At 64.9% G+C, this 24,004-nt stretch carries 20 protein-coding genes; 6 read left to right on the top strand and 14 right to left on the bottom strand.

Features of this window, described 5'->3' with window-relative positions; translation table 11 throughout:
- Nucleotides 1–212: 212 nt before the first annotated feature.
- The 4 genes from FAZ21_RS20525 to FAZ21_RS04695 all read right to left on the bottom strand — a co-directional run bounded on the left by FAZ21_RS20525 (nucleotide 213) and on the right by FAZ21_RS04695 (nucleotide 5,863).
- A complete protein-coding gene (locus FAZ21_RS20525) occupies nucleotides 213–1,979 on the bottom strand; it encodes a hypothetical protein (RefSeq protein ID WP_211243364.1) in 1,767 nt (588 codons plus the stop codon).
- Nucleotides 1,980–2,312: 333 nt separating this feature from the next.
- Complete coding sequence (locus FAZ21_RS04705; RefSeq protein WP_136772103.1) at nucleotides 2,313–2,984, bottom strand: response regulator transcription factor; 672 nt, start codon at nucleotides 2,982–2,984, stop codon at nucleotides 2,313–2,315.
- 18 nt (nucleotides 2,985–3,002) lie between these two features.
- Nucleotides 3,003–4,742 carry a sensor histidine kinase gene (locus tag FAZ21_RS04700; RefSeq protein WP_136772102.1) on the bottom strand — a complete coding sequence of 580 codons (1,740 nt, stop codon included), beginning with the start codon at nucleotides 4,740–4,742 and terminating at the stop codon, nucleotides 3,003–3,005.
- A gap of 83 nt (nucleotides 4,743–4,825) precedes the next feature.
- Nucleotides 4,826–5,863, bottom strand: a complete 1,038-nt coding sequence (locus FAZ21_RS04695) for an oxidoreductase (protein WP_136772101.1) — start codon at nucleotides 5,861–5,863, stop codon at nucleotides 4,826–4,828.
- A 106-nt stretch (nucleotides 5,864–5,969) separates the two neighbouring features.
- On the opposite strand from FAZ21_RS04695, the gene FAZ21_RS04690 reads away from it, so the two are divergent.
- Entirely contained in the window at nucleotides 5,970–7,112 is a 1,143-nt protein-coding gene (locus FAZ21_RS04690; protein WP_136772100.1) for a GNAT family N-acetyltransferase, read from the top strand.
- A 396-nt stretch (nucleotides 7,113–7,508) separates the two neighbouring features.
- Here the strand turns inward: FAZ21_RS04690 and FAZ21_RS04685 are convergent, their stop codons facing one another.
- A complete protein-coding gene (locus FAZ21_RS04685; RefSeq protein WP_136772099.1) occupies nucleotides 7,509–8,825 on the bottom strand; it encodes an NAD(P)/FAD-dependent oxidoreductase in 1,317 nt (438 codons plus the stop codon).
- 439 nt (nucleotides 8,826–9,264) lie between these two features.
- A complete protein-coding gene (locus FAZ21_RS04680; RefSeq protein WP_281279736.1) occupies nucleotides 9,265–10,155 on the bottom strand; it encodes a LysR substrate-binding domain-containing protein in 891 nt (296 codons plus the stop codon).
- Between the two features lie 160 nt (nucleotides 10,156–10,315).
- Between FAZ21_RS04680 and FAZ21_RS04675 the strand changes: the two genes are divergently transcribed.
- Complete coding sequence (locus FAZ21_RS04675; protein WP_136772097.1) at nucleotides 10,316–12,010, top strand: methyl-accepting chemotaxis protein; 1,695 nt, start codon at nucleotides 10,316–10,318, stop codon at nucleotides 12,008–12,010.
- A 372-nt stretch (nucleotides 12,011–12,382) separates the two neighbouring features.
- Here the strand turns inward: FAZ21_RS04675 and FAZ21_RS04670 are convergent, their stop codons facing one another.
- From FAZ21_RS04670 to FAZ21_RS04660, 3 genes are all read right to left on the bottom strand, one after another.
- A complete protein-coding gene (locus tag FAZ21_RS04670) occupies nucleotides 12,383–13,309 on the bottom strand; it encodes a DegV family protein (protein WP_246038483.1) in 927 nt (308 codons plus the stop codon).
- Nucleotides 13,310–13,625: 316 nt separating this feature from the next.
- On the bottom strand, nucleotides 13,626–14,924 hold the full coding sequence (locus FAZ21_RS04665) for a DUF3422 family protein (RefSeq protein ID WP_136772095.1): 1,299 nt from the start codon (nucleotides 14,922–14,924) through the stop codon (nucleotides 13,626–13,628).
- A gap of 348 nt (nucleotides 14,925–15,272) precedes the next feature.
- Nucleotides 15,273–16,070 (bottom strand): inositol monophosphatase family protein, encoded by a 798-nt coding sequence (locus FAZ21_RS04660; RefSeq protein WP_246038476.1) that lies wholly within the window; start codon nucleotides 16,068–16,070, stop codon nucleotides 15,273–15,275.
- A gap of 170 nt (nucleotides 16,071–16,240) precedes the next feature.
- Between FAZ21_RS04660 and hemB the strand changes: the two genes are divergently transcribed.
- On the top strand, nucleotides 16,241–17,248 hold the full coding sequence (gene hemB, locus FAZ21_RS04655) for a porphobilinogen synthase (RefSeq protein ID WP_136772093.1): 1,008 nt from the start codon (nucleotides 16,241–16,243) through the stop codon (nucleotides 17,246–17,248).
- A gap of 69 nt (nucleotides 17,249–17,317) precedes the next feature.
- Here the strand turns inward: hemB and FAZ21_RS04650 are convergent, their stop codons facing one another.
- The 4 genes from FAZ21_RS04650 to FAZ21_RS04635 all read right to left on the bottom strand — a co-directional run bounded on the left by FAZ21_RS04650 (nucleotide 17,318) and on the right by FAZ21_RS04635 (nucleotide 20,842).
- Entirely contained in the window at nucleotides 17,318–18,106 is a 789-nt protein-coding gene (locus tag FAZ21_RS04650) for a dienelactone hydrolase family protein (protein ID WP_136772092.1), read from the bottom strand.
- Between the two features lie 101 nt (nucleotides 18,107–18,207).
- Nucleotides 18,208–19,584, bottom strand: a complete 1,377-nt coding sequence (locus FAZ21_RS04645; protein ID WP_136772091.1) for an LLM class flavin-dependent oxidoreductase — start codon at nucleotides 19,582–19,584, stop codon at nucleotides 18,208–18,210.
- Between the two features lie 181 nt (nucleotides 19,585–19,765).
- On the bottom strand, nucleotides 19,766–20,320 hold the full coding sequence (locus FAZ21_RS04640; protein ID WP_136772090.1) for a thioredoxin family protein: 555 nt from the start codon (nucleotides 20,318–20,320) through the stop codon (nucleotides 19,766–19,768).
- A 33-nt stretch (nucleotides 20,321–20,353) separates the two neighbouring features.
- Nucleotides 20,354–20,842, bottom strand: a complete 489-nt coding sequence (locus FAZ21_RS04635; protein ID WP_136772089.1) for an Lrp/AsnC ligand binding domain-containing protein — start codon at nucleotides 20,840–20,842, stop codon at nucleotides 20,354–20,356.
- A gap of 98 nt (nucleotides 20,843–20,940) precedes the next feature.
- Here FAZ21_RS04635 and FAZ21_RS04630 point away from each other — a divergent pair, with 98 nt between their 5' ends.
- Entirely contained in the window at nucleotides 20,941–22,254 is a 1,314-nt protein-coding gene (locus FAZ21_RS04630) for a D-amino acid dehydrogenase (RefSeq protein WP_136772088.1), read from the top strand.
- A 9-nt stretch (nucleotides 22,255–22,263) separates the two neighbouring features.
- On the opposite strand, the gene FAZ21_RS04625 is transcribed toward FAZ21_RS04630, so the two are convergent.
- Nucleotides 22,264–22,602 carry a cupin domain-containing protein gene (locus tag FAZ21_RS04625; protein ID WP_136772087.1) on the bottom strand — a complete coding sequence of 113 codons (339 nt, stop codon included), beginning with the start codon at nucleotides 22,600–22,602 and terminating at the stop codon, nucleotides 22,264–22,266.
- A gap of 118 nt (nucleotides 22,603–22,720) precedes the next feature.
- On the opposite strand from FAZ21_RS04625, the gene FAZ21_RS04620 reads away from it, so the two are divergent.
- Together FAZ21_RS04620 and FAZ21_RS04615 are read left to right on the top strand one after the other, a co-directional pair.
- A complete protein-coding gene (locus tag FAZ21_RS04620; protein WP_136772086.1) occupies nucleotides 22,721–23,056 on the top strand; it encodes a PadR family transcriptional regulator in 336 nt (111 codons plus the stop codon).
- Nucleotides 23,053–23,859: a DUF1700 domain-containing protein gene (locus FAZ21_RS04615; protein WP_169307244.1), complete on the top strand. Its 807-nt coding sequence runs from the start codon at nucleotides 23,053–23,055 to the stop codon at nucleotides 23,857–23,859. Before FAZ21_RS04620 ends, FAZ21_RS04615 begins: the two co-directional genes overlap by 4 nt.
- Nucleotides 23,860–24,004: the final 145 nt, after the last annotated feature.

The raw sequence follows: 24,004 nt of genomic DNA, 5'->3' as shown, positions 1-24,004 counted from the left end.
CCAGTGGTTGGCAGGCGATTGATCAAGGTAATTGCTCTTCTCGCCTGAGAATCGGATTTTTCCACTGGCGGGGCGGTGAATCCCGGACTATCCGTCGCGACGGCCCGGGATAAAAAACTGCCCGGGAAGCCCCGGGCAGAAGCAAGGTGCGGCGGAGGTGCGGGTCTTGCCGACGAACCCTGCGAGGGTGGCCACCGACCAGTGACGTCGGTTCATTGCTTGGCCGGGTTGTTCACCGCGATCTGACCACCGAGCAGCGCCAGGTTGCTGCTGGCCTGGAGGACAGCGGCCGGCATCAGCGAGGGAATACCGATACGGATACTGCCTGCGGCTTGCAGACCGCCGGTGCGCGAAGCATCGAAGACAATCTCATAGCTGCCGCCCGTAGTCGGGACGATGTAATCGTCGCGCCCATCCCAGACCGCGCTGACGCTGGTGGGCAGGCATAGCAGGCCGCCACCGCCCGCCAGCGTGGTATCGCCACCGGCGCCTACCGTCAGGTTCACGATGGGGCTCTGCAACAAGCAGCCGCTGAGCGAATTGCCGCGCCAGGTGCCAATCAGACTCTTCAGCGTGTTGGGTACCGCGGTGCCGTAATAAGCGATGTTGTTGCGCAAGCGCAGCACCTGGCCCGAGCCGGCCATCGTCAGCACGCCCGTGATCTGCCCATCGGCGCCAAAGGTCAGGCTGGCCTGGCTGAACGGCGCTGCAGTGTTATTGATGACTACCAGTTGCCCCAGATTGACGAACAACTGGATCAACCCGCCCACGCCCAGCGTCAATGTGGGGCGCTGCTGGGCGATGGTGGCAAGGGTCTGCCCGTTACCGTCGCGCAGGGTGATGCGCAAGGTATCGCTGCCTTCGCGCGCCACGGTCAGCTCGGCCATGCCGATCTGTCCGGTCATGCCGTCGGGCGTGTCATAGATCGCCACCGGGTAAGTACCGACGTACACGTCGAGAATCTGGTCGGCATCGCTGAGGCCCGTGGTCGCGAACGACTTGGCAAGACCGATGGCGGTGGCAGTTCCGGGTGCAGGCGTCGGGGTGGGAACACCCGGCGTGGGCGTGGGGGTCGGCGTTCCGGGTACGGGTGTGGGAGTCGGCACGCCGGGCACCGGAGTGGGTGTCGGTGTGCCGGGCGCAGGAGTGGGTGTGGGCACGCCTGGTATGGGCGTGGGGGTCGGCACACCGGGTGCCGGGGTGGGTGTAGCGCTACCGGGCGCAGGAGTGGGCGTGGCGCTACCAGGTGTCGGCGTAGGCGTGGGCACCCCCGGCAGCACGCTGCCGTCGAGGAAGACCCCCACCAGCGCCTGGTACGCCGCCGCGTTGGTTTCCAGCCCACTGAACAACGAAGCCAGCAGGGCATAGTACGGATTGCTGGCAAGCGGTGCGTAGTCGTCGGTGAAGGCATTGAAACCGGTGGGTACCGGCGCGCCCTCCTGGCGGAGCGCATCCGACAAGGTAGTATTGGCGGTCGGCGCGCCGGCCACGGCGGCGGTCAGGTCGGCAGCGGTCAGTTCATCGAACCAGGTCGTGGGTTGCTTACCGTGGACCATGACCAGCATCAGATCGGTCAGCGGGGTCAGCCGGAAGCTACCCGCCTGCGGCGCCAGCGTATGGAGCGTCAGCGCATTGGCATTGCCGGCGCTGGTGCCGCCACTTACCTGCAAGGCGCAGGGAAAGGCCGTGCTCGGTACATCGATGCTGAAGCGGCCATCGGCGCCAGTCGAACCGCTGCCTTCGTAGCCGCTGGCACATTTGGCCTTCAGCGTGCCGTTGGCGATCGGCTCGGTCACCGCCGCCACACCGGCGATGGTGCCGGTATCGCCACCACCGCCACTGCCCGAACCCCCGCCACTGCTGCCGCCCCCACCACCGCCGCCACCGCAGGCGACGAACATCATGCTGGCGGCGGTAGCGCCCAGCAAGGTGGCCCAGCGGGCCCAGTTGAATCCCGTAGTCTTGTTGACGTGTTCCATTTTTCGCACCTCGAATCGGTTGTCGGTAAGGGTTGGGCCTGCTTCGACCGGGCCTCTTTTGCTTTCCGCCAATCTAGGTTTTGCGACATGGAAGCGGCATCACCAAAGCCAGGCCCCCGATTCGGGGGGATGCCCGCCAGGGCTTGCCGCTATTGGGTTTGGCCGGTGCCGTGGCGATGGATGGTGGGGTCGTGAGGGGGAACGACGACCCATAGGCCGTCAAGTTGGCGGATGCGGCCACGTCGCAAGCCGGCATGCCCCACGTATTGATGACAGTCAGGGGGAAAAGGCGCGGTGTACGCGCCAGGGGACATCAGCCGATCGACAGGCTGCTCAGACCAGCCCGCGCCGCGCCGCTTCCAACGCGGCCTCGGCCCGCGAACAGATATTCAGTTTGCGGTACAGCACCTTGATATAGCCGGCCACGGTATTGTCGGTCAGCCCCATCAGGCGCGCGGCCTCGCCAACACGCAGGCCACGGCCGATGAACGACAGCACCTCGGTTTCCCGGGGGGTGAGTTCGCTGGCCGACTCATCCTCCAGTTGGGGCAACGGTGCCGGCTGCTCGCGAAAGTGCCGCAGGATGCGGCGGGCAATGGTGGGCGACAGCGGCGGCATGCCGTCTTCGATCTCGCGCAGATGCCGCACCAGCACCTCAGCCGTCTGGCCCTTCAACAGATAGCCCTGCGCGCCGGCCGCGATGGCGGAGAACAAGTGCTGGTCGTCGTCGTAGATGGTGCTGATCAGCACCCGCGCGTGCGGAAAACGCCCGAGGATCGCAGGGATCAGCGTCAGCCCCGAATCGTCGGGCAGACCGATATCGATCACCGCCACCTGGCAGGCATCGGCCTGCGCCAGCCATTGCCGTGCCTCGGCGCAATCGCGCACCTCGGCCACACTGCAATCGGGATGCACCGCCAGCAACGCGCCGCGCATCGACTGGCGCGCGGCGGGCAGATCGTCCACGACCAGGGTGGCATATCCAGCACGGAGGGATTCGGACATCGTGGGCTCCTTCGATTTCTACCCTGCCAGTGGGGAGGGTGGCGGCGTGAATACCACGATAGCGGTGGTGCCCCCGCCTTCGCCGGAGAAATAGAGATCGCCGTCGATCTCGCCCATCCGGGTGCGCAGGTTGGACAGGCCATGGCCCCGGCCAAGCCGCTCTGCCGCCATGCCCATGCCATCGTCGCGGATCACCGTGACCAGCCGCCCGGCGATGCCACGCTCCAGCCGCACGCTCAATCGCCGGGGCCGCCCATGGCGGATGGCATTGCTGACCAGCTCGCGGAAGACCGACATGTAGTTCTTGTAATAGCGATAGTCCAGCCGATGTGGCAGGACGTCCTCATCGAAGGGCCAGTCGAGTTCGATCCCGGCCTGATCCAGCCGTTGCGCCGTTTCGTGGCGCAACTGCGCCAGCACCTCCTCCAGCGACAAGGCCTCGCCCGCCAGCCCGCCGACAACGGTACGCATCTGCGCAATGGCGGCCTGCACCGCGTGTCGCGCTGCGGGCTGGTCCGCCTGAGCGAGCGCCGACAACAGCGCGGCACCCAGGTCATCGTGCAGATCGCGCGCAATGCGCTGGCGTTCCGCTGCCACGCCTCGATCGTAGGCGGTCCGGCCTCGTTCCATCTGGCCCGACCAGGCCAGCAGCGTGGCGCCCAGGCGTTGATGCGACAATCGATAAGGCTGGCGACCGGTCAAGCGCAGGCCAGCGTCGGAAAACGGCGTGGGCAAAACCAGTTGGCCCCGATCGAGCGTCGGAGCGGCTGCATCAGCCACGACCATGCTGTTCAGCGGCCGATAGACACGGCGCAACAACCGCCGCCAGATCGCATCCCGCGCCTGGTGCGTTGCAGCCCCGTCCAGCCCGGTCATCTCGTTCAGCAACCGCTGAAGCGCCTCGGTCCACCGCTGTTCGCGATATGCCAGCCCACCCCGCCACCCTGCCGGGGCCACCAGCAGCCCGGCCAGCAACGCCACCGCCCAGGTAGGCCACACGGGGAAACCATACCTCAACACGACGACCAGCAACGCCCAGAGCACGCCGGGCACGATCACGGCCCTGCAACCGACCGGCTGAAGCGCCGCGCGATGTCCCAGCCAGATCACCATCGCCAGCAACAACATCAGGACCGGCACCAGCGAGGGCCAGGATGCGTCATGCCGTACCAATACCGCCAGCGCCAGCCACACGGCCATGCCCGCCAACGCCAGCCACTGCACTTTCCGACGTGAGCGCGGATTCAGCGTCATCGCCGTCATCACCAGCGCCAGCAACAGCAGGAGAAACCACTGCCGACCCCAGGCCGGAGCCAGCATCGGAACAGCGAAACCGCCCGCCAAGATAATCAGCAGCAGCAACGCCTCGCGCCATCTCCGCCCGGTGGGCCGCATCAGCGGCAGCGTCGCGCACAGCGCCGCCCCCGCAAAACACAGGCCGCCCATCCAGGCCGCCAGCCCAAGCGCGACCGGCCAGGTTCCGGGGTGAATCTGCATCAGCGCGGCACTGCCGATGAAGACGACGAATCCGACGCCAGCAAGGGCGGCCCAGCGATTTCGCCAGTAGCCGGGCCGCGCCAGGCAGCCCACGCCGGCGGCCAGCGCCAACCATGGCGCAGCGAGCACGGCGAACCACCAATACAACGTGGAGGGCAAGGACGGCCAGGAATGGTATTGCAGCACCGCCAGCGCCACGATGCCGGCCGACAGGGCCAGCCGGAGAAACAGGGCAAACCGGGGCGAGCCGGTCGAACGCATGGAGAATCCAGTCGGCGGTTCCAGATACCGGAAAGTCTAGAACACGCCCCGCGGCGGTGCGGCCAGCACACCGCCCTCCCGCATCACAACTGGATCAGCTCGTTGTGCTCCGCACTGAGAATGGCCGCTTCGAGCACGCGCATCACGGCCACCGCTTCCTGCGCGGGCACGGGATTCGGCCCGTGGCCGCGAATGGCCGCCGCCATCGCGGCATAGAAGGCGGGATAGTCACCGCGCGGCATCGGCACCGATTCGGATTCCGGGCGATCGTTCACCCAGCGGTGCAAGGTGCCGGGCAGCGGATCGATACCCCAATTCCGATCCGCAGGGGTCAGGCCGGCCTTGAGCTGATTCTCCTGCTCATCGAGGCCGTGCTTTTCGAAGCTGGCCTGGGTGCCATGCACCAGGAAGCGCGGTGTACCACCGGAAACCAGCATGCTGGCGGCGAGAACGGCACGCAGCGTCGGGTAGTGCAACACCACCAGCGCATCGTCCACCGCCATGCCGCCATCGCGGCGGACCACCATATTGGCGCTGACCGCCGTCGGCATGCCGAACAGCGCCAGCGCCTGATCCACCAGGTGCGGCCCCAGGTCGAACCAGAGGCCGGCGCCCGGGCCGTCGCCCTCGCGCCAGCGTCGCCGCACCACAGGGCGATAGCGATCGAACCGGCTCTGGAATTCCGTCACGCGCCCCAGCACGCCGTCGTCGATCAATCGGCGCAACGCCAGGAAATCGGCATCCCAGCGGCGGTTGTGGAACACCGAAAGCAGGCGATCCGCCTCGCGCGCGGCGTCGACCAGCCCCTCGGCCTCGGCCACGTCCAGCGTGAATGGTTTATCCACCACCACATGCTTGCCGGCGGCCAGCGCGGCGCGTGCCAGCGGCGCATGGGTATCGTTGGGGGTGGCGATCACCACCAGATCGATATCGGGCCGGGTGATCAGTGCGGCGGGATCGGTCTTGACCGCCATCTCGGGCCAGTCGGCGATAACATCGGCCGGGCGGGAACTGGCCACCGCCACCAGTGACAGATCGGGCGTGGCATTGATCAGGGGGGCGTGGAACGTCTTGCCGGCATAGCCATAGCCGATCAGGCCCACGCGCAGGGGACTGGACATGCTGCGAACTCTCCAACTTCGATAGGCGGATGTTATAACCGTGCTCGCCACTCGTCGCTAGGGCATATCACCAAGCGAGTGTTCGTTATCACCCGATCCGATACCCATGATCAGCCTGCACCCCACCATTGCCGAACTACCTGCCACCGCCTGGGATGCCCTGGCCGGCGAACAACCCATGCTGCGCCATGCTTTCCTGGATGCGCTGGAACAAAGCGGCTGCGTCGGTGGCGACAGTGGCTGGACGCCATGCCATCTTGCGCTGTGGCGCGACGGCGTGCTGTGCGGCGCAATGCCGCTGTACGCCAAACAACACTCCTACGGCGAATACGTTTTCGACTGGGCCTGGGCCCGTGCCTATGCCGAACACGGCCTGTCGTACTACCCCAAGCTGCTCGGCGCCATTCCATTCACCCCCCTGCCCGGCCCGCGCCTGCTGGCACGCACCGATGCCGACCGGCAGGCACTGATCCGGGGCGCGCTGGATCGCGCGGCGCAACTGGACATGTCATCGCTGCACCTGCTGTTCGGCGACGACGCCGACCTTGCGGCCTGCGACGCAGTCGGCCTGATCCGGCGCGAGCAAGTGCAATTCCACTGGCAACGGCAGGCGGGTTGGCAGGATTTCGACGACTTTCTCGCCAGCCTGTCGCGCGACAAACGTCGCAAGATACGCCAGGAACGACGCAAGATCGGCGAAGCCGGGGTCCGGATCGAGCGCAAGGCCGGGCACGCGATCGACGCCGGGGACTGGGCGTTCTTCCTGCGCTGCTACGACAGCACCTACCGCGAACACCGCTCCACTCCCTACCTGAACCTGGACTTCTTCCTGCGCGCGCATGCCGCGCAGCCCGAGGCGTGGATGATGGCGCTGGCCTACCGCGACGACGCACCCATCGCCGCGGCGCTCAATCTGGTCGGGCCAGCGCGGCTGTATGGCCGATACTGGGGTGCGCAATGGGATGCCGCCGGCTGGGTGCCGGGCCTGCATTTCGAATTGTGCTACTACCAGGGCATCGAACACGCGCTGGCCACAGGGCTATCGGTGGTCGAAGGTGGCGCGCAGGGCGAACACAAACTGGCGCGCGGCTTCAGCCCGGTCATGACCCATTCGGCCCACTGGCTGGCCCACCCCGCCTTCGCCGATGCCGTGGACCGCTTCCTCGACCGCGAACGACGCCTCGTCAACGCCTACCGCGACGAACTGGAAGCCCACCTCCCGTTCCGCCTGGAGCAGAACGGCGATTGAACCCCACTGGCAGGATGGGGATTTCAACTTCGTACAACCTGACTGCCAGCCCATCCAGCAATGCCGGATAACACCTGGCAAGCGATGGCCAAGTGGGAGAGCAACCCATCAGGTTCGAGCCGGTCCCGACAGATCACCCATGACGAGCCTCCAGCTTTGCCTTTTGCCTGCACCCTTCAGCAGCCCAAACAAAACCAGAAACCCGGTTCAACGCAGCACAGATAGCTCAGTACAGCGAACGAGCGCAGCGAGGCTCCCTCGCGACGGCGAGGGTGGGGGGGAGTGGGATCAATCAGGATTGAACCGGTGCCCGCATACCCGGATAACGTCGCGCCCGGCGGAGCCGGGCGCTTGCCGCCCTCTACCCAACAACCCAAGCCAACCCCAAAACCCGGTTCAATGTAGCTTGATCGCCGGCCGCGCCACCCGCCGCAGCTTGTCGCCCATCCAGAGCAATGCCGTCAGCACCCAGCCGTGCACCGATGCCTGATGGATGCGGTACAGCGACGCATAGATCAGCTTGGCGCCGCGCCCTTCCACGTAGTAGTTGCGCTTGGGGCCGACAATGGCAGCCAGGCTGCCGACGGCGGTGTGCTTGCCCAACGACACCATGATGCCCTGCGGCCTGAACTCGAATGGCTTGACGGCGCGGCCGGCCAGTTTGTCGCCCAATGCCTTGGTCAGCCATTCGGCTTCCTGGTGCGCCACCTGCGCCGTAGCCGACAACGGTTTACCCCCCTCGCCATCAGGCGCACTGGAGCAATCGCCCATCGCAAACACATCAGGGTCGGTCAGCGTCTGCAAGGTGGTGGTTACTTCAATCTGGTTCTGCCGGTTGACGGCCAGCCCCAGCTCGGCCAACCAGGGCGATGCTTTCACACCCGCCGCCCACACCGCCACGTCGACCGCCAGCACCGTACCGTCGGCCAGCACCACGTTGCCCGGCTGGACCTCGGCCACACGCCGGTGCGTGAACACCTGGATACGCCGCTTTTCCAGTTCGGCGCGCGCGTAGTCGGCCAGTGCCGGCGGGGCGGCGCCCAGGATGCGATCGCCCGCTTCGATCAGCGTGATCTCCAGTTGTGCCGGTGTGAAGTTGGAACCGTAGTGGTGCAGCTCGCAGATGGTGTGGTGGATTTCCGCCGCCAGCTCCACCCCCGTGGGGCCGGCCCCAATGATGGCGATACGCAGCGGCGTGGCGGGGTTGGCATGCGCGCTGGCGGCAAAGGTCAGCGCCAGGATGCGCTTGCGCAGACGCTCGGCGTCAGTGGGGGTGTTCAGGAACATGCAGTGCTCGGCCGCGCCGGGGGTGCCGAAGTCGTTGGCAACCGCCCCCACTGCGATCACCAGCGTGTCATAGCGCAATGTGCGGGGCTCGGTCATCACCGTGCCGTCCTCATCGCGGACCTCGGCCAGCACGATCTGCTTGTGTTCGCGGTCCAGGCCCGTCATCCAGCCATATTCGAAGCGATAGCCGTTGCGCCAGGCATGTGCGAAGTAGTTCACCTCGTCTTCGCCGGTATTGAGCGCGCCGGTCGCCACTTCGTGCAGCAACGGCTTCCAGATATGGGTGGATGCGCCATCGACCAGGATCACCTCGGCCCGGTGTGTGCGCCCCAGCGAGCGGCCCAGGCCGGTTGCCAGCTCGATGCCTCCGGCGCCACCACCGACGATCACGATGCGATGCGGTTCCGTTGCGTTGGATGCAGTCATGGGTATTGCTCCAATGATCGAGAAGAGGATGCCCTCGGAGCGTGAGGGATGGCCCTACCGATGAAGGGCCAGAATTGCCCCAAGCATGGCGCAGATCACTCGCTTTTGCGCACGAAAAATGTCACATGCTGGAAAAAAAAGCGGGTGTTCGAAGGCTGGTTTCCACGCGTTCGAAGGCAATTAGCGAGACCCAGTGATAAACAGGAGTTTCATTAGGGCTCGCCCTGACACTTGGAGAATGGGGGAGGGATCGGGCGGATACAAGCGATGGGCGGCACGCCCAAAGAGAAAGGGAAGAAGCAGAACAACAGACCCACAGAGAATGTGCCGACACAGCGGAAATCATGAAGAACGTTTCAACGGGGGGTGCCCCCGGGCGGCGGCTGGGCAGCCGCGGAGGAGCATGGGTAAACGGTCTGGTGACTGATATGGGGCATGCTTAGCCAAACCGCCTGCACTCGAGCCTGAACTCCTGCATGGCCTCGGCCATGAAAGGCGTACGGGGGCGGCCAGAGAGGGAAATCATGGCGAACTGAAGCTTGGGCAACGGCTCGATGACGGGAATCACGCACATCTCCGGATGCAAATCCGTATCATCCCGGCAAGGCAGCAGGCACAGATAATTTGCGTGCAGAATCAATCCCTTGGCCGCGCCATAGCTGACGCAGTGCACGACATGCTCAGGCGGGGATTGCTGCGTCGAGCCGAATGCGGTTTCCAGCAACGCGGCCGAATCCCCACAGCCACCCGCGGCCGTCCAGTTGTACTGGCGCAAGCCTTCCAGAGAGGTCTCCTGAACACCCGGGTGGTCACGCCGCGCCACGACCTGCCAGGGGATCTGGAACATCGGCTCCAGCTCGAACTCGCTGCCTTGCTCCAGATTGATCAAGCCATTGATGCAGAAGTCGATTTCGCCTTCGCGCAGTTGGCGCAGGCTGTCGTGCAGCAACCCTTCGTTGGCGACGATGGACGCTTCCGGATAGCGCGCATGCAGCCGCTCGACCACCTGCGGAAACAGCCCGCGCGTCACGTAGGGCGCCATGCCCACTGCCACGCGGGGAAGGCTGCCCGAATAGAGCTGCGCCACCTCCACTTCCAGCGACTGCAACTCGGCCACGATGTAGCCGGCGCGCTGCGCGACCAGCCTGCCGGCCTCGGTCAGTTGCGAGCCACGATGACTACGTTCCAGCAGCGAATGCCCCAGCGACGATTCCAGTTCGCGCACGGCTTTGGTGACGGCGGGTTGGGATAGACCCAAGGTACGCGCGGCGGCGCGAATACTACTCACCTTGGATATGGTGGAGAGTGCAATTAATTGATGAATCTTCATAGGATTGTTCCCAATTTCTCTCTGCTCTGAAATAAGGGTGACAACCAAAAGTTGTCACGACCACCTTTAGAATGCTTTTTAATATTTACTTCCTGGACATATCCTAAAGGCGATCGTTCATTGCCTCAAATGGGTGTCCCCCGGACTCAAGGGAGTAATCGTGAAAATTCAGCAGCGGCTTACGCTATTGATCGTTGCCTTCGTATCTTTGTTCTGCTTATCCATTGGTGCGCTCTTGCTTTCATCCTCACGCGCAGAGTCAGCAATGCGTGAAGTTGGCGAAAACAAGCTACCAGCCACAGCGGCGATTTTGAATATTGATCAGGCGAGAACCAATTTGACTCGCGCGGACTGGGAACTCAGCCTGGTTCGTTACAGCGCGCCGGATGAGCGTCAGAAGAAACTGACGGAAATCGGCGAGGTGATCGACCGCGCCACGGTCAAGCTCGACGAAAACATGAAAGTTTACGAGTCGCTGCTTTTGCCTCAAGACACCGAAGATATCGCCAGCTTCAACCAGTTGAAACAAATAGTCGATCGGTGGCAGTCCATTTATAAAAGCCGCAACCTTTCCATTCTCAATGCGCTAAAACAAAACCCTTACCGCGAGGACATTGAACAATTGTTCGTGGAGTATGAATCCACTTCCGGCGCCCAAAACGATATCTACCTGGAGCTTCGTCCGGTCATTGACCGTATGGTCCAATTCAATGCCGATGATTCAAAAAGAGAAGTCGCGTACGCACTGTCGCAACAGAAAGAACTGATCACCATCCTGATCGGTCTCGGGGCGGTTTTACTGGCTGGTTTGTCCTTTTTCGGCTTTATCACCTATCGCGTCATCATGCGCGGCGTGAACAGCGTGCGCACTGTCGCAATGGACGTCGAACAGCACAGCGACTTCACCTTGCGCGCCCCGGTGGTGGGCCACGACGAGATCGCCGAGACCGTCACCGCGTTCAACAGCCTGCTGGGCCGGATGCAACGCGCATTGCAGTTGATCCGCCAGGGCACCGACGAATCACGCGATGCCATCCGCACCGTAGCAACCGCATCGGAGCAGGTGGCGGTCAGTTCGGCCAGGCAGAGCCAATCCGCCTCGGCCATGGCCGCGGCGGTGGAAGAACTCACTGTGAGCGTATCCCATATCAATCAGAGCGCCGCCGACGCGCTGAACGTCGCCAACGCCGCGCGCGACGAATCGGTATCCAGTGCCACCATCATCAACGATTCCGTGGCCCGCATGCGGCAGATCGCCAGTACCGTGAACGCCGCCGCGCACACCATCGGCCAGTTGGGCGAAGAGTCGCAGAAGATCTCCTCCATCGTCGCCACGATCAAGGAAGTGGCGGAGCAGACCAATCTGCTGGCGCTGAACGCGGCCATCGAAGCGGCGCGGGCCGGGGAGCAAGGGCGCGGCTTCGCGGTGGTGGCGGACGAGATCCGCAAGCTGGCCGAGCGCACCGCGAATTCGTCGCTGGAAATTTCCGGCATGGTGACGCGCATCCAGCAAAGCAGCAACGGCGCCGTGCAGGAGATGCAGCAGGTGGCCGAGGAAGCCAATCAGGGTCAGCAACTGGCGGAGCAGGTGGGCGAATGCATCGGGCGCATCGAACATCTGGCATCGCGGGTGTCCGATTCCATCGGCGATATCTCCGGTGCGTTGCGCGAACAGAGCGCAGCCAGCCAGGACATCGCCCGTCACGTGGAAACAGTGGCCCAGATGACCGAAGAAGGCCACGCCGCCTCGCAGGTCACCTCGGAAAACGCGCAGTCGATGGCTTCCTCCGCCGAAAGAACCAGCACGCAGATCGCCCAGTTCAAGATCGGGGATACCGCATTGAACGCAGCCTGACCAGTTCACCGGGCCATCCGGCTGGAAAGTGAAGGTATCCCCCGTACCCGATCCGACCGGCATTGGATGGCCCACCCTTCCATCGTTCACGCCTGATCTGTTCAGCAGAAAGCCCGCTCAGGGGATACCCGGAACGCGGCGGCACAAATACTGCAAGGCGTGAACCACTTCATCCCGCCGGTGAATGCCGGCCTTTTCTTGCCGGCAACTGGCGCTGCTCAGCAAGCCCTCGTTACCCCGCGCGGGAATGCCACGCCAGGTATTGCAGACCTTGTGTTGCCTGCGGCCGAAGGAAACCGGGCGAACCCCGGACTGGTGGTGGGTGTTCCATACGACGTGCCCGCACGGCGGCACTGGCGTTGTTCACCGCATTCAGTCGAAGCGCGCTTCCCGCGTGCTGGCAAAGGCCAGCGCCAGCCCGTCCACCCCGATATTGACGGCCGCCGTGGCGCTCATCTCCGCCACGTGGATGGTCACACCACGTTCCCGCGCCAGTTCGACCAGGGCATTCCAGCCCGGCAACGTCGTGATGCGGTCGATCTCACCGCCGTAGCTGATACAAATGGTCGGCGCCATCAGGCCGGCCTCGATCTGCTGGCAGGCGGCGGCGAACAGGCGCTCGGCGCCGCTCTCGAAGCCCCGCACCCTGCCCACCGGCTCGGTCTGCCCCTGGAACCCCCGGATGATGGGTTTGATATCGAGCGCGCTACCAAGCAGGTAGGATGCCAGCCCCACGCTCTTGTCGCCCTTGCTGCGCGCCTGGCGCCGCAACTGATCCAGGTTTTCCGGGATCAGGAACGCCTGGGTCAGCCGTTGCAGCATCTCGATATGACGGATGATCTCCAGCGTGGAACGCTCCTCGCGCACCAGCCGCGCCACCTCCGCCACGATCAACCCCTGACCGGGGAACAGCGTACCGGTATCGAACACCCGCAGCGAAAACGGGCCGCCGACACCAGCGGCCTCGCGCACGGGCTTGTAGCTGTTGAGGATGCCGAACGACGCCTGGGTGGCATATTCGTGAATGCGGCTGCGGCTGGCCATCACGGTCAGGCAGAAGATGTAGTCGTATTCGACCACCAGCCGCTCCAGGAAGAGCGAGCGGATTTCCTCCACCGACAACGGCGCCGATTCGAAGGTGGTTTCACCCTGCTTGATCCGCCAATAAAACTCCAGCGTGGCGCCGGGATTTCGGTTATCGATGAATTGTTGCGATGCCGAGGAAATGGTGATCGGAAGAATCACGATCCCGTTCCGATCGATAAACGAACGCGGCAAATCACAGCAGGAATCGGTCACGATGCCAATGCGCAAAGCTTCTCTCCAGAGTTTTAAAACGTGCAAATATAGCCACGTCAGTATGGCCGATCCTGTTTTTTGACCGTGCCTTTTCGGTTTTATTCCAGGATCATTGGTTGGAAAGCTGTTCCGTGCAATCGGGTTTTACCTGATTGCCGCGCTTGAAATCAGAACCTGACAACCTTGATAGCGACAGTCAGGGTATGTCGATGGATACCCTTCAGTTTTCACTCCAGCCTGACTGAGCGCCCCCCTACATATGTACGGCCCCCTCTCAAATTTACATAACCCCTTGTCTTACATGGGAAATTGCGAATCATGCGCAACTGAGGGAACGGCGAAAACGACGTAAACCCCACGCCACCGTCAGGGCGACCAAAGGGATAGCCACCGCGGTGACCAGCTCCGCGTCAAGGGGTGCGCCCATGGCCTTCACACCCTTGCCCAGATAACCGATCAGCCCGACGGTGTAGTAGGTGATGGCGGCCACCGAGAGGCCTTCCACGGTTTCCTGCAAGCGCAACTGCAATTGCGCGCGCTTGTCCATTGAGGCCAGCAATTGCTGGTTCTGCCGCTCATGGGTGATTTCGACCCGCGTGCGTAGCAGCGAGGAAGCCCGTGCCACGCGCGCGGCCAGCACCCGCTGGCGCCGCGCTACCGATTCGCAGGTATCCATCGCCGGGCTGAGCCTGCGCTCGACGAACTCGGTGAATGGCTGCACGCCCTGGATGCGCAGCTCCCGCAACTCCACCACGCGGCGGCGTACGATCTCGTAATAGGCGTGGGCGGCGGAAAAGCGAAAGTCGGTGCGCGACAACGCGCTTTCGATCCGCGCCGCGAGCTGGGTCAGGCGGTCGAGCAGGATCGGCTCGTCTTCCTGCCGCGCGGCCGGCATCGCCGCGGTCAGTTCGGCGAGTTCGTGATCGGCGTCCGTCAGTTCGGGTGAAATGCTCTTGGCCACCGGCAGCGCCAACAACGCGAGCATGCGATAGGTATCGATCTCGAACAGCCGTTGCAGCATGCGCCCGGCCTGGCGCCGGCCCATGCCGGCGTTTCCCAGCACATAGCGGCCAAAGCCATCGGCACCGATGCGAAAATCGGTGAACGCGCGCGCCGCGCCTTCGCCCAGGCCCGCGCCAATCAGATCGTTGCCGCCAAAATAGCGCTCGGACACTTCCTCCACGTTCGCGGGCAGGGCGTCGTCCGGCAGCAGTAGCGCGTGTGCGGCATGCAGGACATTGCCGGGCAACTGGGCCAGCCAGTCAGCGGGCAGTTCGCTCAGCGCCGTCTGGGTGAAGGGCGCATCCGCTTCGCCTTCGGCGATCACCGTCATCGAGGAGTACTCGGCATGGCGCGCCCACTTGAAACGTACCCCGCCCAGGATGGCGGAGAAATGAACGCTGTCCGGGGCTGGCGGTTGAACCTGCCCCCAGGCGCACAGCTCGCCCAGCAGCCAGCGCTCCTGTTCCGCGCTGGCGTTGCGGTGCAGGTAAGCGACGAAGCTGAGCCGTGCCGGTGTCTGCAAAGGTTCGAACGGGCGGGCGTGGGCTTCGTCGTTCAGCTCCCGACGCAAGGGGTGATCCGACAGGCGTGCAAAGGCGCTGGGTGCGTTCATGCGTGGCTCCTCGGGTGCGGGTGGCACCGGTTTGCCAGGCAGGTAGCCCGGCGGTGCGGGAAGATGCCAATGGGGATATTGCGGCGCAGCAATTTATGTTGCATTGCAGCAAAATTGCTGCGATCTATAAAACTTCACCGATGAATGGCAAGTGAAGGGCGCCTTTTTCTGGGCAAGCTGCGTGGCCAAGCAAACGCCGGGTCAGGCTCCTCCCGAAGAAAAGGACGAAAGCCGGAATGCGGTACAAGTCGTGCCGGGTGGCGCGGGTCGGTCCCCCGCGAGCACGGCATAACGCAGCAATGCGCCCGGCCTTCGTCCTTTACACCCCTGTTCGCAGGCGGCTTCGTCCTAATGATTGGCGCGCGCCCAGGTCTTCCAGGCCTCGAACAATGTGGGGGTACGGGCCGCCACCACCGAACGCGCCCAGATGTTGTGCCGCCAGTAATCGTCCGTGGCCAGGGCCGCGTAAAGGCACCCGGCTTCCTCCGCGATCAGTGCGCCGGCTGCGTAATCCCAGAGCTTCTGCGCCCCGTGCAGCATCAGATCCACCCGCCCGGCCGCCAGGTAGCACCAGTCGATGGTGGAGGCGCCAAAGTTGCGCAGGCTGCCGAAGGGCGGCACGGTGGTCACCCGCGATGGCAGGCGGCCGCTGAGCCACTTGGGCTCGACGATGGCAACCGCCTCGGCCATCTGCGTTTCGCCATGCACCAGCGGCAGCCGCACGCCGTTCATCCAGGCGCCGTAGCCCGCCAGCGCATAGAAGCACTCGTTCAGCACCGGCAGGTAGACCACCCCCATCATCGGCCGGCCACAGCGCATCAAGGAAATCGACACAGCGAAATGGGGCAGGCCATGGACAAAGTTGGTGGTGCCATCGATAGGGTCCACCACCCACAATCCCGACTGGTTTTCGTCCCACAACTGCTGGTGTTTCTCGTCGCTCATTTCCTCGCCCAGCATCGGGTAGGGCGCCAGGTCGTACAGTAACCGGGCCAACGCCATCTGCGTGGCGAGATCGGCCTCGGTGAACAGGCTGCCGTCCCGCTTGCGTTCCGTCGGGACAGACAGGAAACGCGGCATCACCTCCTCCTCGGCAACCTGGCGCGCGATGGCGCATAGTCGCTCCAGTTTTTCGAGATCGGGCACGGCGTGGCTCCAGGGGACGATGGGTCGATTGTAAAGACCAAAGCCGCCGCCATGCACCAAAGGAAAACCCAGATGCGCGTCCGGCCCGCGTAAAGCGGTGTTTTTCCGGGGTTCGGCGGGCCCGCGCATGGCGTAAAATCAGGGCTTTCCGTCGTCCGGAGCCCGATGTCATGCCCGTTTCCCGCCTTTACCCCGCCTTCCGTGCCCGCCGCATGCGCCGCGACGATTTTTCGCGCCGGCTGATGCGCGAACACGTGCTGACCGCCGACGACCTGATCCTGCCGGTGTTCGTGCTCGACGGCGAAGGGCGCAGCGAGGCGGTGGCATCGATGCCGGGCGTGGTGCGCCAGAGCATCGACCTGCTGCTGAAGACGGCCGCCGAGGCGGTGGCGCTGGGGATTCCGGCACTGGCGCTGTTTCCGGTGACCGATGCAGCGCTCAAGAGCGAGGGCGCCGAAGAGGCCTGGAACCCGGACGGCCTGGTGCCGCGTACCGTACGTGCGCTCAAGGCCGCCTTCCCTGATCTGGGCGTGATCACCGACGTGGCGCTCGACCCCTACACCAGCCACGGCCAGGACGGCCTGACCGATGCCAGCGGCTACGTGCTGAACGATGAAACGGTGGCGGCACTGGTGAAGCAGGCGCTATGCCATGCCCGCGCCGGCGCCGACATGGTGGCACCGTCGGACATGATGGACGGCCGCGTTGCCGCGATCCGCAAGGCGCTGGAAGAGGATGGCCTGATCCACACCCGTATCCTGGCGTACTCGGCCAAATATGCCTCGGCGTTCTACGGCCCGTTCCGCGATGCGGTCGGCTCCGCCGGCAACCTGGGGAAAGGCAACAAGTACACCTACCAGATGGACCCGGCCAACGGCGACGAAGCACTGCACGAGGTGGCGCAGGATCTGGCCGAAGGCGCCGACATGGTGATGGTCAAGCCCGGCATGCCCTACCTGGACATCGTGCGCCGGGTGAAGGACGAGTTCGGCGTGCCGACTTTCGTTTACCAGGTATCCGGCGAGTACGCGATGCTGCGCGCGGCGATCCAGAACGGCTGGCTGGCCGAGGAAGCCGTGGTGCTGGAATCGCTGCTGGCGTTCAAGCGTGCCGGCGCCGATGCAATCCTGACCTACTTCGCACTGGATGCCGCCCGCTGGCTGCGGGCACGCGGCTGATCCCGCGCGTACCCGTCAAAAAACGGCACCTCGACGGTGCCGTTTTTTTTTTTGCTGGGTACCAGCCGGCTACACCCCGTGGCGTCGGAACCATTCCAGCGTGCGTTGCCAACCATCGCGCGCCGCTTCGGCGTGATAGCTGGGCCGATAGTCCGCGTAGAAGGCATGCCCGGCTTCGGGATAGACATGAACTTCCGATGCACCGCCGCTGGCCGCCAGCGCGGCCTGGAACGGCGCCACGGTGTCCTGCGGGATACTGGTGTCCGCCCCGCCATACAGCCCCAGCACCGGCGCCTTCAGCGCTTGCACCACGTCGGCGGGAAAACGCGGCTGGTTGGCAGTGACCTCGCCCACCAGCCGGCCATACCATGCCACCACCGCGCGCAGACGCGGCTGACGGGCTGCGTATAGCCAGGCGATGCGGCCGCCCCAGCAAAAGCCGGTCATCGCCACGCGCGCCGCATCGCCGCCATGCGCAATGGCCCAATCCAGCGCCGCATCCAGATCGGCGAATACCTGATCGTCCGGCACCTGCGCCACCACCGGGCGTATCTGCTCGAAGCCGGCCAGTTGCCGCACATCGCCCTGCCGCTGGAACAGCTCCGGCGCCACCGCCAGGTAACCGGCCTTGGCGAAGCGCCGTACCACGTCGCGGATATGCTCGTGCACACCGAAGATCTCGTGCGCGATCAGAACCACCGGGAATGGCCCCTCGCCTTGTGGCCGGGCGTAATACGCGTCGATGTCGTCCAGGCGGATGTCGCCGGTTTCCAGGTCGGCATCGTCGGTCACGATCAGCGTGGCCGTGACCGGGGTCGTGGCATGGGCAAAGCCGCCAGGGGTGGGCGCTTGGGTCATGGAGTGTCCGTGGATGGGGATGAAAAGCCGATATCGCGGCGAACCCGCGCCATGCGGCGCGGGCCTCTCGATAAGGTAGCGGAAGAAAACGCCTGTCGCGGTCAGGCCGCGACCCGGTTGCGCTGGACGGTGTGGTGGTTCTCCGGCCGGCTCAGCCCCAGGTGCTCGCGCAAGGTGCGGCCCTGGTATTCGCTGCGAAACAGGCCGCGTTCGCGCAGGATCGGCAACACCAGTTCGATAAAGTCGTCCAGCCCGGTGGGCAGCACCGGCGGCATCAGGTTGAAGCCATCGGCCGCGCCCTGCTCGAACCAGGCCTGCAACTGGTCGGCGACCTGCTCGGCCGAGCCGACCACCTGCCAGTGGCCGCGCGCGCCGGCAATCGACAGATACAGCTCGCGGATGGTCAGGTTTTCGCGGCGCGCCTTGTCGATCAGCAGCGCTTGCCGGCTTTTGCCGCCGTTGGACGCCGGCAACGGCGGCAGCGGGCCGTCCACCGGGTAGGCGGAGAGATCGAAGCCACCGATCATGCCCGACAGCAGCGCCAGGCCCACCTTGGGGTCGATCAGGTTCTGCAACGCCTCGAATTTCTCCTGCGCTTCGGCCTCGGTGCGCCCCACCACTGGGAACACGCCGGGCAGGATCTTCAGCGAATCGGGGCTGCGGCCATAGCGCGCCAGCCGCCCCTTCACGTCGGCGTAGAACGCCTGGGCATCGGCCAGCGTCTGCTGCGCGGTGAAGATCACCTCGGCGGTACGGGCGGCCAGTTCCTTGCCCGGCTCGCTGGAGCCGGCCTGTACCAGCACCGGGTAGCCCTGCGGCGGACGTGCCACGTTCAGCGGCCCGCGCACCTTGAAATGCGTGCCGCGATGGTTGAGCGGATGCAGCTTGTCGGCATCGAAGTAGACGCCGCTGTCCTTGTCGCGCAGGAAGGCATCGTCTTCCCAGCTATCCCACAGACCCTTGACCACGTCGATGAATTCTTCGGCGCGCTGATAGCGATCGGCGTGCTCGACATGTGCATCCAGGCCGAAGTTCTGCGCCTCGTGCTGATTGGCCGAGGTGACGAGGTTCCAGCCGGCGCGCCCGCCCGACAGCCAGTCGAGCGATGCGAACTTGCGCGCCAGGTGGTAGGGCTCGTTGTAGGTGGTGGTCACGGTGGCGATCAGGCCGATCCGCTCGGTCACCGCCGCCAGCGCCGATAACAGCGTGATCGGCTCGAAGTGCGCACCGCGTGCGCTGCGCGCCAGCGATTCCAGCCCCTGGCGATCGGTGCCGCCCACACCCGCGCCCCCCCACACCGCCGCGCTGTCGGCGAGAAACACGCCGTCGAACTTGGCGGCTTCCGCCGCCTGGGCCACGCGCGCGTAATGCTGGAACTCATGGCCGCCGTTGGCGGCGGCATCCGGGTGGCGCCACGCCGCCACATGGTGGCCGGTGGCGGGAATAAAGGCATTGAGGCTGAGTTGTCGTTGGCTCATGGCAGGCATCCGGTCGGGCGCGCCCGGCTGGCGCGCGAAGCCTGCTGTCCTGCAGGAAGCGTGCCATCCGCCGGAGCGCGCCGGCGCTGACGCGACAGCGCAGCGGCTGTTGCGGAACCAGCAGTTCGCGCAACGCCTTGCGGGCTTCGCAGCAGCGTTTGCCCGCTTCAGCCGCGCGGGCTCAGCCCTGCTTCCACTTGATGCCGCAACCGATGCTGGGCCGCTGATCGTCCACCACCGGATGCCCGCTCGACAGTGCGCGCACCGCGCGGCGGATGTCCTCGCCGGTGGCTGGCGCGCCACCAGGCCGGGTGTCGTCGAACTGGCCGCGATAGACCAGCCGGCCATGCATGTCGAACAGGAACAGGTCCGGCGTGCAGGCCGCGCCGAATTCGCGCGCCACCGTCTGCGTCTCGTCATACAGGTAGGGGAAGGTGTAGCCCGCTTCGCGCGCCACCTCGACCATGCGCTGCGGCGAGTCGTCCGGGTATTGGGCGACATCGTTGGGGCTGATCGCCACCATCCCCACCCCCAGCGCGGCGAACTCCGCGCCCATCGGCGCCAGCGCCGGATTGATGTGCTTCACGTACGGGCAGTGATTGCAGATGAAGATCACGAACAATCCCTTGGGGCCAGCCAGCTCGCCATCGGTGCGAAAGGTGCCCTGGCCATCGGGCAGGGCAAAGTTGGGCAGCGCGCTGCCCAGCGACAACATGTTGGAGGCGGTAAGCGCCATGGGGTACTCCTTCAGGGATGTCCTGCGATTCGATCAGTCCGGCAGCGGTAGATTCAGCGTTTCCTTGACCTCTTCCATCACGATATAGCTGCGCGATTCGGCCGCGCCGGGCAGGCGCAGCAGGATATCGCCCAGCAGGCGGCGATAGTGCGTCATGTCCGGCAACCGGGCCTTGAGCAGATAGTCGAAATCGCCCGCGATGAGATGGCATTCCAGCACCTCGCCGATGGTGCCAACCGTGCGGCGGAACTCGTCGAAGATCTGTGCGGATTTCTGCGACAGCTTCAGCTCGACGAACACCAGCAGCGGCGCATCCAGCTTCTGCGGGCAGAGGCGGGCATGGTAGCCCAGGATCACGCCTGTTTCCTCCAGCCGCTTCACCCGCTCCGCGCACGGCGTGGCGGTCAGCCCCACGCGCTCGGCCAACTCGGTGATCGACAGCCGCGCATTGCCTTGCAGCGCGCGCAGTATCTTGTAGTCGATCCGATCGAGTTCACGTCCGGCACGGTATTGGGTCCGCATGGGGAGCCTCCAAAAACGCAGCGATCAATAGAGAAAACCACTGGTGGTCTCTCAATATACTCACAGTAATCTCTAATATTCCATGCGCGAGGTGCGCCATGAAAGTCGTTGTGATCGGGGCGGGGGTCATCGGCGTGACCACGGCCTGGTATCTACGCCAGGCGGGTTGTGAAGTCACGGTGCTGGAGCGACACGCTTCGGCGGCCGAGGAAACCAGTTTCGCCAACGCCGGGCAGGTATCGCCGGGCTATGCCGCGCCATGGGCCGCACCGGGTATTCCGCTCAAGGCCCTGAAGTGGCTGATGTCATCGCACGCGCCGCTGCGCATCCACCCGGACGGCAGCGGATTCCAGTTGCGCTGGCTGGCCGCCATGCTCGCCAACTGCATCCCTGGCGCCTACGCGCGCAACAAGGGGCGGATGGTGGCACTGGCGGAGTACAGCCGCGATCAACTCCGGGAGCTGCGCCAAACGCTGGGTTTGCACTATCAGGAGCGTAGTCTGGGCACGCTGCAACTGCTGCGTACCGAGGCACAGATGGCCGCCGCGCGGCGTGACGCCGCCATCCTGGCCGATCTGGGCGTACCGCACGAAGTGCTCGACATGGACGAGCTGGAAACGGTGGAACCAGCGCTCGAGCCCGTCGCGCACAAGCTGGTTGGCGGCCTGCGCCTGCCCAACGACGAAACCGGCGATTGCCACCTGTTCACCAAGCGCCTGGAGCAACTGGCGCAGGCCGCGGGCGTCGAGTTCCGCTATCTGGTCGAAGTCACCCGCCTGGGCAAGCAGAACGGGCGCATCAGCTACGTCGAGCTGGATGATGGCGAAGCGCTGCACCCGGATGCGGTGGTGCTGGCCTGCGGCAGCTTCAGCCGCCAGCTCGCGCTGCCGCTGGGCCTGTCGCTGCCGGTGTATCCGGTGAAGGGTTACTCGCTGACCATTCCACTCACCGATGCCGATGCCGCGCCGCGCTCCACCGTGCTGGACGAAACCTACAAGGTGGCGCTGACCCGCTTCGACGACCGCCTGCGTGTCGGCGGCATGGCCGAACTGATGGGTTACGACCATTCACTCGATCCACGCCGCATCGACACTCTGAAAATGGTCGCCAGGGATCTGTTCCCCCAAGCGGGCGATGTGGATTCCGGCAAGCCATGGAGCGGCCTGCGCCCGATGACGCCGGACGGGACGCCGCTGGTTTGCGGCACGGACATCGACAACCTGTACCTCAATACCGGCCACGGCACGCTGGGCTGGACCATGGCCTGCGGCTCCGCCCGCGTGCTGGCCGACCTGATCCAGGGCCGGGTACCGGACATCGATGCGGCCGGACTGGCGCTCAGCCGCTACCAGCGCCGGGCACAGAATGCCGACCAGCTGGCGCCACACGACGGGGAACCGGCCGCTGCCTGAGCCACCCGCTCAGATCTTTTCGGCCACCCACGAAGGCCCCGACCACCACACCGCCAGCCAGACCGTCCGGTTGGCGGTGTAGTTCACCCGATGGCGCCGCCCTGGCGCGATCAACAGATAGTCGCCCACGCCAAGCACCATCTCGCCGGGCGTATCCGCGAACGCCACGCGTGCCGCGCCTTCCAGCACCAGCACCCATTCCGTTTCCTCCTGCTCGTACCAGAAGCCGTCGGGCGACACCTGCCCGGTGGAAACGATGCGTTCGATCCGCACGCCCGGCGTGCTGGTCAGGGTCTGGAACAGCTCTTCGTCCAGAGCTTGCGGGATATCGGCAAACACGTTGTTCATAAAGCACTCCACACAGTTCGTACCGAAGCATAGACGGCCGCTAGCGTCTTAAACACGATACCTTGCATTGCAAGGTAATGCGGCGCTATGATGGATCGTCGTATTTCGATGAATCGCCATGAAGACACAACTGAAGAAGGGTGTGCTCGACCTGTGCGTACTGGCGGTGCTGGACCGGGGCGACAGCTACGCCTACGAGCTGGTCAACCAACTGGCGCAGGGCATGCAGATCAGCGAGGGCACCATCTACCCGCTGATGCGCCGGCTCCAGGCCGAAGCCTGGGTCGAGACCTATCTGGTGGAATCGTCCGCCGGGCCATCGCGCAAGTACTACCGGCTTACCGCCGCCGGCCGTGCCGAGCTGGACGCCATGCGCCGCGAATGGCGCGATTTCGTCAGCGAAGTGGAACTGGTGTTGTCCCCCGCACCGCAGACCGAGGAAGCGTTGTCATGAACCAGAGCGAATTTCTCCAACGATTACAGACCGGCTTGCACGGCCTGCCCACCGCCGAGATCGAGGACATCCTCAGCGACTACCGCGAGTATTTCCAGGATGCGCTGGCCGCCGGCCGCAGCGAGGCCGAGACCGCCGCCGCGCTGGGCGAGCCCGAGCGATTGGCACGCGAGCTGCGCGCCCGCCACAGCGTCAAGGACTGGGAACAGCAGCGTTCATTTCGCACCGCGTGGCGCGCCTTCGTCGATGCGTCGGGCCTGGGCCGGCTCAACGTGCTGCTGGCGCTGGTACGGGTGATCTGGCTGGCGATCCTTGCCTATCTCACCGCGCTGGCCGCCGGCCTGACCCTGGCCGGGCTGGCATTGCTGCTGTTGGGCAGCATCGCCACCTTCGGCGGCTACGACACCGAATCGCTGATCACCCGCTGGGCCGGCAATGGCGCGCATCACGGCATGGTCCACCTCGACGATGGCAAGGGCGGCATGGTGTCGGTACAGCCCGGCCCGGACGGCCGCACCAACGTGCTGGTGCGCTCGCACGAAGGCGAAGTGCGGCTGGAAGCCGGCGCCGCCAGCGGCGCGCGCGACCTGACCATCACCGACGGTCACGGCAACGTACGGGTGCAGGGCCTGCGGCTGACAACCTATCCGCTACTGTTCATTGGCGGTTTCGCGCTGGTGCTGGGCATCGCCGGCCTGTGGTTGGGCATCCGCCTGCTGCGCCAGAGCGCCCGCGCACTGATGACCCAACTCGGTGACGCCGCCAGCGCCAGCGCCCCATCGCGCGATCATGTGCCAGCTTGAGTTGAACCCCACGCCTTGAACCACAGGGGACACAGAGCGCACAGCGGGAGCACAGAGATAAGGCCAATCAATGCGCTGTCGCGACCCATGCCTTCCCGGGGTTCGGTTTTCTCTGTGAAACGCTGTGTTCTCTGTGCCCACTGTG

It is taken from the genome of Chitiniphilus eburneus (assembly GCF_005048205.1).
Classification (GTDB): domain Bacteria; phylum Pseudomonadota; class Gammaproteobacteria; order Burkholderiales; family Chitinibacteraceae; genus Chitiniphilus; species Chitiniphilus eburneus.
Note: the sequence above shows the minus strand (reverse complement) of the source record. Positions and strands in the feature narration are given on the sequence as shown.

What these genes read in the sequence shown, in the direction of transcription:
- FAZ21_RS20525 (WP_211243364.1), bottom strand. Translation starts at nt 1,979, where the DNA reads ATGGAACACGTCAACAAGACTACGGGATTCAACTGGGCCCGCTGGGCC.
- FAZ21_RS04705 (WP_136772103.1), bottom strand. Translation starts at nt 2,984, where the DNA reads ATGTCCGAATCCCTCCGTGCTGGATATGCCACCCTGGTCGTGGACGAT.
- FAZ21_RS04700 (WP_136772102.1), bottom strand. Translation starts at nt 4,742, where the DNA reads ATGCGTTCGACCGGCTCGCCCCGGTTTGCCCTGTTTCTCCGGCTGGCC.
- FAZ21_RS04695 (WP_136772101.1), bottom strand. Translation starts at nt 5,863, where the DNA reads ATGTCCAGTCCCCTGCGCGTGGGCCTGATCGGCTATGGCTATGCCGGC.
- FAZ21_RS04690 (WP_136772100.1), top strand. Translation starts at nt 5,970, where the DNA reads ATGATCAGCCTGCACCCCACCATTGCCGAACTACCTGCCACCGCCTGG.
- FAZ21_RS04685 (WP_136772099.1), bottom strand. Translation starts at nt 8,825, where the DNA reads ATGACTGCATCCAACGCAACGGAACCGCATCGCATCGTGATCGTCGGT.
- FAZ21_RS04680 (WP_281279736.1), bottom strand. Translation starts at nt 10,155, where the DNA reads ATGAAGATTCATCAATTAATTGCACTCTCCACCATATCCAAGGTGAGT.
- FAZ21_RS04665 (WP_136772095.1), bottom strand. Translation starts at nt 14,924, where the DNA reads ATGAACGCACCCAGCGCCTTTGCACGCCTGTCGGATCACCCCTTGCGT.
- hemB (WP_136772093.1), top strand. Translation starts at nt 16,241, where the DNA reads ATGCCCGTTTCCCGCCTTTACCCCGCCTTCCGTGCCCGCCGCATGCGC.
- FAZ21_RS04650 (WP_136772092.1), bottom strand. Translation starts at nt 18,106, where the DNA reads ATGACCCAAGCGCCCACCCCTGGCGGCTTTGCCCATGCCACGACCCCG.
- FAZ21_RS04645 (WP_136772091.1), bottom strand. Translation starts at nt 19,584, where the DNA reads ATGAGCCAACGACAACTCAGCCTCAATGCCTTTATTCCCGCCACCGGC.
- FAZ21_RS04640 (WP_136772090.1), bottom strand. Translation starts at nt 20,320, where the DNA reads ATGGCGCTTACCGCCTCCAACATGTTGTCGCTGGGCAGCGCGCTGCCC.
- FAZ21_RS04635 (WP_136772089.1), bottom strand. Translation starts at nt 20,842, where the DNA reads ATGCGGACCCAATACCGTGCCGGACGTGAACTCGATCGGATCGACTAC.
- FAZ21_RS04630 (WP_136772088.1), top strand. Translation starts at nt 20,941, where the DNA reads ATGAAAGTCGTTGTGATCGGGGCGGGGGTCATCGGCGTGACCACGGCC.
- FAZ21_RS04625 (WP_136772087.1), bottom strand. Translation starts at nt 22,602, where the DNA reads ATGAACAACGTGTTTGCCGATATCCCGCAAGCTCTGGACGAAGAGCTG.
- FAZ21_RS04620 (WP_136772086.1), top strand. Translation starts at nt 22,721, where the DNA reads ATGAAGACACAACTGAAGAAGGGTGTGCTCGACCTGTGCGTACTGGCG.
- FAZ21_RS04615 (WP_169307244.1), top strand. Translation starts at nt 23,053, where the DNA reads ATGAACCAGAGCGAATTTCTCCAACGATTACAGACCGGCTTGCACGGC.